This is a genomic window from Mycobacterium sp. NGS54 (assembly GCF_059812465.1).
Window position 1 is genome coordinate 24,917 of the sequence record NZ_JCALCS010000012.1, and the last position, 7,672, is coordinate 32,588.

Annotated in this window: 7 protein-coding genes; 5 read left to right on the forward strand and 2 right to left on the reverse strand. The window is 70.1% G+C overall.

Features of this window, described 5'->3' with window-relative positions:
• Positions 1 to 33 precede the first annotated feature (33 nt).
• A complete protein-coding gene (locus AC5Y5E_RS29955) occupies positions 34 to 546 on the forward strand; it encodes a DUF3145 domain-containing protein (RefSeq protein WP_499907586.1) in 513 nt (170 codons plus the stop codon).
• Here AC5Y5E_RS29955 and AC5Y5E_RS29960 read toward each other — a convergent pair.
• Both AC5Y5E_RS29960 and AC5Y5E_RS29965 read right to left on the reverse strand, forming a co-directional pair.
• Positions 527 to 1,447 carry a diacylglycerol kinase gene (locus AC5Y5E_RS29960; protein WP_499907588.1) on the reverse strand — a complete coding sequence of 307 codons (921 nt, stop codon included), beginning with the start codon at positions 1,445 to 1,447 and terminating at the stop codon, positions 527 to 529. The genes AC5Y5E_RS29955 and AC5Y5E_RS29960 overlap by 20 nt on opposite strands.
• Complete coding sequence (locus AC5Y5E_RS29965) at positions 1,444 to 3,024, reverse strand: FAD-binding oxidoreductase (protein WP_499907601.1); 1,581 nt, start codon at positions 3,022 to 3,024, stop codon at positions 1,444 to 1,446. The genes AC5Y5E_RS29960 and AC5Y5E_RS29965 overlap by 4 nt, the downstream gene beginning before the upstream one ends.
• 47 nt (positions 3,025 to 3,071) lie before the next feature.
• On the opposite strand from AC5Y5E_RS29965, the gene AC5Y5E_RS29970 reads away from it, so the two are divergent.
• From AC5Y5E_RS29970 to AC5Y5E_RS29985, 4 genes are all read left to right on the forward strand, one after another.
• Positions 3,072 to 3,641 carry a TetR/AcrR family transcriptional regulator gene (locus tag AC5Y5E_RS29970; RefSeq protein WP_499907590.1) on the forward strand — a complete coding sequence of 190 codons (570 nt, stop codon included), beginning with the start codon at positions 3,072 to 3,074 and terminating at the stop codon, positions 3,639 to 3,641.
• The gene (locus tag AC5Y5E_RS29975) at positions 3,629 to 5,167 is read left to right on the forward strand and encodes a glycerol-3-phosphate dehydrogenase/oxidase (protein WP_499907603.1); all 1,539 of its coding nucleotides are present in this window, start codon (positions 3,629 to 3,631) and stop codon (positions 5,165 to 5,167) included. The genes AC5Y5E_RS29970 and AC5Y5E_RS29975 overlap by 13 nt, the downstream gene beginning before the upstream one ends.
• A gap of 42 nt (positions 5,168 to 5,209) precedes the next feature.
• Complete coding sequence (locus AC5Y5E_RS29980; protein ID WP_499907592.1) at positions 5,210 to 5,839, forward strand: TetR/AcrR family transcriptional regulator; 630 nt, start codon at positions 5,210 to 5,212, stop codon at positions 5,837 to 5,839.
• 78 nt (positions 5,840 to 5,917) lie between these two features.
• The gene (locus AC5Y5E_RS29985) at positions 5,918 to 7,528 is read left to right on the forward strand and encodes an FAD-dependent monooxygenase (protein ID WP_499907594.1); all 1,611 of its coding nucleotides are present in this window, start codon (positions 5,918 to 5,920) and stop codon (positions 7,526 to 7,528) included.
• Positions 7,529 to 7,672 lie beyond the last annotated feature (144 nt).

Here is a 7,672-nt window from a genome sequence, read left to right on the forward strand (position 1 = left end):
AAGACGTCCCTCGTGGAACCGAAGGAGCAGGAGATGCGTGCGTCGAACCAATTTGCCGACGTGACGACTGGTGTGGTGTACGTCCACGCCTCGCCCGCGGCGGTGTGCCCGCATGTCGAGTGGGCGTTGTCGTCGACCCTGCAGTCCAAGGCCAACCTGGTCTGGACGCCGCAGCCGGCGATGCCCGGGCAGCTGCGCGCGGTCACCAACTGGGTCGGGCCGGTGGGCACGGGCGCCCGGTTGGCCAACGCCCTGCGCTCTTGGTCGGTGCTGCGGTTCGAGGTCACCGAGGACCCGAGCCCCGGGGTCGACGGCCAGCGGTTCAGCCACACCCCGCAGCTCGGCCTGTGGAGCGGGTCGATGAGCGCCAACGGCGACGTCATGGTCGGGGAGATGCGGCTGCGGTCGATGATGGCCCAGGGCGCCGACTATCTGGCCGCCGAGCTGGATTCCGTGCTGGGGACGGCGTGGGACGAGGCGCTCGAGGTGTATCGCGACGGTGGCGACGCCGGCGAGGTGACGTGGCTCAACCGGGGCGTCGGCTAGGCCGCAGGATCCGCGCCGCGGCGGGAACCGCGGAAATCTCGGCGGGCAGCGCGCAGGCGAAGTCGCCGTCGGCGTAGACGTTGATGCCGGGGCACTCGACCTGGATCGTCTTGGCGCGCGCGGTGGTTACCTCGTCGAGGTCGACGTGCGTGCCCTTCATGACGGTGGGGAACAGGCGGACCAGCTTCGTGCGCGACGCCGAATGCGCCATGGTGATGTCGAGCAGCCCGTCGGTGGGGTCGGCGTTGGGGCAGATCAGCAGGCCGCCGCCGTAGCTGCGGGTGTTGCCGAAGGCCGCCAGCGTGATGTCGGCGTCGATCTCCTGGCTGCCGTCGAGCACCATGCGGAACGGCAAGAGCCGCAGCTGCGACAGCTCGGCCAGCATCGCGATGTAATAGCGCAACCGCCCGTGCGGCCAGGTCATCCGGTTGGCGCGGTCGGTCACCAGGGAGTCGAAGCCGGTGGCCGCGACGGTGCCGAACCACTTCTCGGTGTCGCCCCATTGGATCCGGCCGAGGTCGATGGTTTCGGTCCAGCCGTTGGCGACGACGTCCGCGGCGGCCTCGGGATCCTTTGTGGGAATGCCGAATTCGCGGGCATGGTCGTTGCCGGTGCCGGCGGGGATGATGCCCAGCGGAACGTCGGTGCCGGCCAGCACCTGCAGCGCGTTGGAGACGACGCCGTCGCCGCCGGTGACCATGACCGCGTCGGTTCCCCGTTCGATCTCGGTGGCGACGAGGTGGCGCGCGTCCTCGGCGTCGTCGCCGATGATCTCGGTGACCTGCACGCCGCGCTCGTGCAGCCGGGCGATCGCGACCTGCGCGGCGCGGATCGCGGCGCCGTGACCGGAGACGGGGTTGGTCAGCGCGGTCACTTTGCCGATCTCGCGCTCGGCGTTCACGGAATCAGCTTGCCGGGGTTGAGGATTCCCGCCGGGTCGAGCGTCGCCTTGACCGCGCGCAGGACCTGCACGCCCAGCTCGCCGACCTCGTCGCGCATCCAGGGCCGGTGGTCGGCGCCGACCGAATGATGGTGGGTGATGGTTCCGCCGGCGGCGACGATCGCGTCCGAGGCGGCCTTCTTGGCGGCCCACCACTGCTCGATCGGGTTGCCGCGCTGCCCGGCGACGACGGTGAAGTAGAGCGAAGCGCCGGTGGGGTAGACGTGCGAGATGTGGCACATCACCAGCGCGGGTGTGCCGGATTCGGCCAGCGCGCTGGTAAGCGCGTCGGTGACAGCGGCTTTCAGCCTCGGAACGTTCGACCAGTCGGTGGCGGTCTCGAGGGTCTCGCAGAGCGCGCCGGCGGACAGCAGCGAGTCGCGCAGGTACGGCGCGGCGAACCGCCCGTGCTCCCAGGCCTGCGCCGGCGCTTCGCCCAGCGACGTGCCGCCCCGGGCGGCCAGCAGCGCGCTGGTCTCGGCGTGCCGGCTCTCGACGTGCTCCTTGGTGCCCTCGAACACGGTGATGCCCAGGCAGCCGCCGGTGATCTGGTTTTCGCCGATCGCCTCGGTGGTGGCGAGGTTGACGCCGGTCTCGACCTCGTCGGAGAGCCGAATGACGGTGGGGCCGGTGGCATTTTGGGTGACGGCGCGCAGGGCCGCGGCCCCGGTTTCGAAATCGGGGAACGACCACGCCTCGTAGCGCACGGCATCGGGGATTCGGTGCACGCGCAGGCGCACCTGGGTGATGACGCCGAACGCCCCCTCGGAGCCGAGCAGCAGCTGGCGCAGGTCGGGGCCCGCGGCCGATTCCGGTGCGCGACCGAGGTCCATCGTGCCCACGGGCGTGACCATCCGCAGGCCGCGAACCATGTCGTTGAACCGGCCGTAGCCCGCCGAGTCCTGACCGGAGGACCGCGTCGCCGCGAATCCGCCGATGGTGGCGTACTCGAAGCTCTGCGGGAAGTGCCCGAGCGAAAACCCGCGTTCGCCGAGCAGGCGTTCGGCGTCCGGCCCGGTGGCCCCGGCCCCGAAAACGGCCTGGCCGGACACCTCGTCGAGCTCGATGAGCCGGTCGAGGCGGCGCAGGTCGAGCGACACCACGGCGCCGAATTCGCCGCGGCCGGGGTCGAGACCACCGACCACGCTGGTGCCGCCGCCGAACGGGATCACGGCGATGCGGTGCTCGGAGCAGTAGCGCAGGACCTCGCCGACGGCCTCCTCGTCTGCAGGGAGCAACACGGCGTCGGGGGCGTCCTGAACCCCGGTGTCCTTTCGGCGCAGCAGGTCGAGCGTGGACTTGCCGCCCGCCCGCAGCAGCCGATCGCGGTCATCGGTGCGGCAGTACTCGGCGCCCACGATGCCGGCCAGCGCGTCTTTGTCGGCGGGGGACAAGAGCGAGGGGCGCAGCTTCACCTGGTCGGCGCCGATGTCGGGTAGATCCGAATCCTGCAGTCCCACAGCCTGTTTCAGCAGCGAGCGGATGCCCTCGGAGAGGGGCTTGGCCGCGGCGGGATCCCCCCACGCGTTCCACTTCATCGGCGGGCGGAGTTGCTCGGCGTGCGTCATGCGTTACAGTATTACACATGCTGTCAACCAGTAACGCTCCGCCGGATACCCGCGACCGGATCCTGTCGGCGGCGGCCAGCTGTGTGGTCGATTTCGGGGTGGACCGGGTCACGCTGGCGGAGATCGCCCGGCGGGCCGGTGTCAGCCGGCCCACCGTGTACCGCCGCTGGCCGGACACCAAGTCGATCGTCGCGGCACTGCTGACCCAGCGCATCGTCGGCGTGATGCGCGATGCGCCGCTACAGGGCGACGACCGGGAATCGCTGGTGCGACAGATCGTTACGGTCGCCGATCTGCTGCGTCACGACGAGCTGGTGATGTCGGTGATGCACTCGGAGCTGGCGCCGATCTACATCACCGAGCGCCTCGGGGCCAGCCAGCAGATGCTGATCGACGCCCTGGCCGAGCGGCTGCGCGCGGCCCAGCGCCACGGCAGCGTCCGTGCCGGCGATCCGCTGCAGATGGCCACGATGGTGCTGCTCATCGCGCAGTCGACCATTCAGTCGGAACGCATCGTCCGCCCGATCCTCGATGCCGACGCGCTGGCCGCCGAGCTCGCGTACTCGCTGAACGGATACCTGTCGTGACGGCCTTGAACGCGGCGCGGCGAACCGCTGATCTGACTGCACTCGCCGATGGGGCGCCGCTGGACGTCGTCGTGATCGGCGGCGGCATCACCGGCGTGGGGATCGCCCTGGACGCCGCGTCACGGGGGCTGCGGGTGGCGCTGGTGGAAAAACACGACCTGGCGTTCGGCACCAGCCGGTGGAGTTCCAAGCTGGTCCACGGCGGTCTGCGCTACCTGGCGACCGGCAACGTCGGCATCGCCCGGCGCAGCGCCATCGAGCGCGGAATCCTGATGACGCGCAACGCCCCCCATCTCGTCCACGCGATGCCGCAGCTGGTGCCGTTGTTGCCCTCGCTGAGTCACACCAAGCGCGCTTTGGTGCGCGCGGGGTTCCTGGCCGGCGATGGGCTGCGGGCGCTGGCGGGCACGCCCTCGTCGGTGCTGCCCCGGTCGCGGCGGATTTCGGCGGCGCGCGCCGTGGAGATGGCGCCCACGGTCCGGCGCGACGGCCTCGACGGCGGCTTGCTGGCCTACGACGGGCAGTTGATCGACGACGCCCGGCTGGTCACGGCCGTCGCGCGGACCGCGGCGCAACACGGCGCGCGCATCCTGACCTACGTCGCGGCCTCCGAGGCGTCCGGCACCTCGGTGCGGCTGACCGATCAGCGGACGGGACAGTCGTTCGACGTGTCGGCCCGCGCGGTCATCAACGCGGCCGGGGTGTGGGCGGCCGAGATCGACGATTCGCTGCGGCTGCGGCCCAGCCGCGGGACGCACCTCGTCTTCGACGCTGGGGTGTTCGGGAATCCGACTGCGGCCCTTACGGTTCCGATTCCCGGTGAGCTCAACCGCTTCGTGTTCGCGATGCCCGAGCAGCTGGGCCGGGTCTATCTGGGCCTGACCGACGAAGACGCGCCCGGCCCGATTCCCGACGTGCCGGAGCCCTCGGCCGAAGAGATCGCGTTCCTGCTGGACACGGTGAACACGGCGTTGGGCATGGCGCTCGGCACGGCCGACGTGATCGGCGCCTACGCCGGGCTGCGCCCGCTCATCGACACTGGCGAGGGCCGCACCGCCGATGTGTCGCGCGAGCACGCCGTCCTCGAGGCGCCGTCCGGCGTCATCAGCATCATCGGCGGCAAGCTGACCGAATACCGGCACATGGCCGAGGATGTCCTGGACTTCGCCGTCGGCCGGCGGGGGCTGAGCGCGGGCGGCTGCCGGACCCGTGACCTGCCGCTGATCGGGGCGCCGGGCAATCCCGGGTCGGGCGATCGGCTTTGCGCCGGATTGCCCGCGTCGCTGGTGGCGCGGTACGGCGCGGAGGCGCCCCACGTCATCGCGAGCGCGAGCTGCGATCGACCGACCGACCCCGTCGCGGAGGGCATAGACGTGACCCGGGCCGAGTTCGAGTACGCCGTCACTCACGAGGGCGCGCTGGGCGTCGGCGACATCCTGGACCGACGGACCCGGATCGGGCTGGTGGCGCGCGATCGTGAGCGCGTCGCGGGCGTGGCCGAGGAATTCGTGGCGCGCGTCGGCTGAGGATATCATTGAACGGAACTAGCCCGTATCGTTAGGAACGTTATGAAGCCCGAAAGCGGCCAGGCCAGCGCGTCGAGCCGGACCCGAAGCCCGGGACGCCTGGATCGATCGCTGGACGCGGCCATCCTCGACGCGACCCTGGCCGGTGTCGCCGACGTCGGCTATGACCGGTTGAGCATGGACGACGTCGCGTCGCGCGCCGGCGTCGGGAAGGCGGCGATCTATCGTCGCTGGCCGTCGAAGGAGGTGGTGGTCGCCGATGCGATCGCGCATTGGCGGCGGCGGCTGGGACCCATCGAACCGCCCGACACCGGCAGCCTTCGTGGTGACATAGACGCGCTGGCTGCGGCCACTCCCGACCTGAATGACGCTGATACACATATGATTCGCGTGGTTGTCGGGGTGGCGACGGCGGCAATGCACAACCCCGTCCTGGCGGCCGCCCTGGACGACCTGGTGCTGTCGACCCCGCGACAGGTAGTCCGCGCGGTGCTCGACCACGCGGTGGCTCGCGGGGAAATTCCGGCCGGCCGCGACCTGAGCCTGATCCCCGACGTCGCGCTGGGCCTCAACGTGCTGCGGGTGATCACCGGACGGCCGATCGACCGGGTCTATGTCCGGCGCATGCTCGAAGACGTGATCCTGCCGATGGCCGGGGGGCCGGCGCCGTAGTTGTTGCGCATTCCGCCGCGCCGTGCCACATTGGGTCTAGGCGGAACTAATCCGTTCCGTCTAGATGGGAGACGAACGATGAACGTCACGCATGTCCCGGTGCTGATCGTCGGCGCGGGAGCCGCCGGGCTGGCCACCTCCGCACTGCTCGCAAAACACGGTGTTCGCTCGCTGGTGGTCGAAAAGCGCGGTGAGGTGTTCATCTACCCGAAAGCGCGCAACCTGAGCTTCCGCACCCTGGAGATCCTGCGCGGCCTCGGATTGGCCGACGAGGTCCACGCGATCGCCCACGGCGTTTCCGACATGCTGACCAAGCCGACGCTCAACAGCGCCGAACAGCGTCAGGCGCTCGACGTCAACGCGATCTTCGCGCCGTTCAAGGATCTGAGCCCGGAGCCCGGCGGCCAGTACTGCCCGCAGAGTGCCTTCGAACCGATCCTGCTCACCCACATCCGTGGACACGGTAGCGAGGCGCGCTACAACACGCAGTTGGACTCGTTCGACCAGGACGAAAGCGGCGTCACCGCGGTCATCCGCGATCGCGAGTCGGGCGCGACCGAGACGATACGCGCTGACTATCTCGTCGCCGCCGACGGCGTGCACAGCCCGATCCGGGATGCGCTGGGCGTGACGACCTCCGGCTACGGGGCACTGCCAATCTATGTCGTGTTCGTCTACTTCCGGGCGCCGTGGCGACAATTCGCCCGCGACCTCGGTGCGGGCGACGGCATCCAAGTCAAAAACCCGGACGTGGAGGGCATCTTTCTGCGGGTGCGCGACGACCTCGGAATGTTCATCAACACCTACTTTCCCGCCCGCGGCGAATCCGCCGAACAGTTCACCGCGCAGCGGTGCCGCGAGATGCTGACGAAAGCGATCGGCGAGCCGATCGACGTGGAAGTCATCGACGTGGCATCCTGGCAGCCGTACGAGCGGGTCGCCGACCAATTCCGCTGCGGCCGAGTGTTTCTCGTCGGCGATTCGGCCCACACCATGCCGCCGTTCAAGGCCGGCGGGGCCAACACGGCCATCCAGAGCGCGCACAACTTGGCCTGGAAGGTGGCCGCCGTCTTGAACGGGACCGCCGACCCGGCCCTATTGGGCACCTACCATGCCGAGCGGCACCCGGTCGGGCGCTTCAACGCGCGCCAGTCGCTCACCGGGCCGTCGCTGGCCTTCTTGCGATTGGACGACGACCGGCCGCTATTGCCGCCGGACGAAGAGGCGCCCATGTTCGCGGTGCTCATCGGATACCGATACCGTTCTGCCGCGGTGGTTTCCGACGATCCCGTTCCGCCGGATGCCGACGCCGTGTCACTGGTGGAAGAATTGCGCGGGCAGCCCGGCACCCGCGTCCCGCACGCCTGGGTTACCGACGACGGGAAGCGGGTCTCGACCCTCGATCTGCTCGGGCCTGGCTTCACGCTGCTCACCGGAGACGACGATGCGGCATGGTCGGACGCGGCGACCTGCGCGGCGAAGGCCGCCGGCGTCCCAATCACCGTGCGGCGCATCGGAACCGCGCTCGATGCCGACGGCGCGTGGGCCGCCGCGACGGGACTCGCGCCCGACGGGGCGTTGTTGGTGCGCCCCGACGACTTCGTCGCCTGGCGTGCCGACGAGCTCCCGCGCTCGCCCGGGGACGCGCTCGGCCGGGCGCTGTGCCGGATCCTCGGCCGCGCGCCATGACCGACCCGCCGCGTTTGGAAACGGTGGCCTGCCTGGGCTCGAGCACCACGGCGTCGGCTGACATCCCACCGCGAGCAGACGCAGAATCGCACTGCGCGAGGGGGCGGTTTCAGGCGGTGAATGCAACAGTGGGTGGTTTTGGCG

Coding starts and splice junctions, on each gene's coding strand:
- AC5Y5E_RS29955 (WP_499907586.1), top strand. CDS start 34: ATGCGTGCGTCGAACCAATTTGCCGACGTGACGACTGGTGTGGTGTAC.
- AC5Y5E_RS29965 (WP_499907601.1), bottom strand. CDS start 3,024: ATGAAGTGGAACGCGTGGGGGGATCCCGCCGCGGCCAAGCCCCTCTCC.
- AC5Y5E_RS29970 (WP_499907590.1), top strand. CDS start 3,072: ATGCTGTCAACCAGTAACGCTCCGCCGGATACCCGCGACCGGATCCTG.
- AC5Y5E_RS29980 (WP_499907592.1), top strand. CDS start 5,210: ATGAAGCCCGAAAGCGGCCAGGCCAGCGCGTCGAGCCGGACCCGAAGC.
- AC5Y5E_RS29985 (WP_499907594.1), top strand. CDS start 5,918: ATGAACGTCACGCATGTCCCGGTGCTGATCGTCGGCGCGGGAGCCGCC.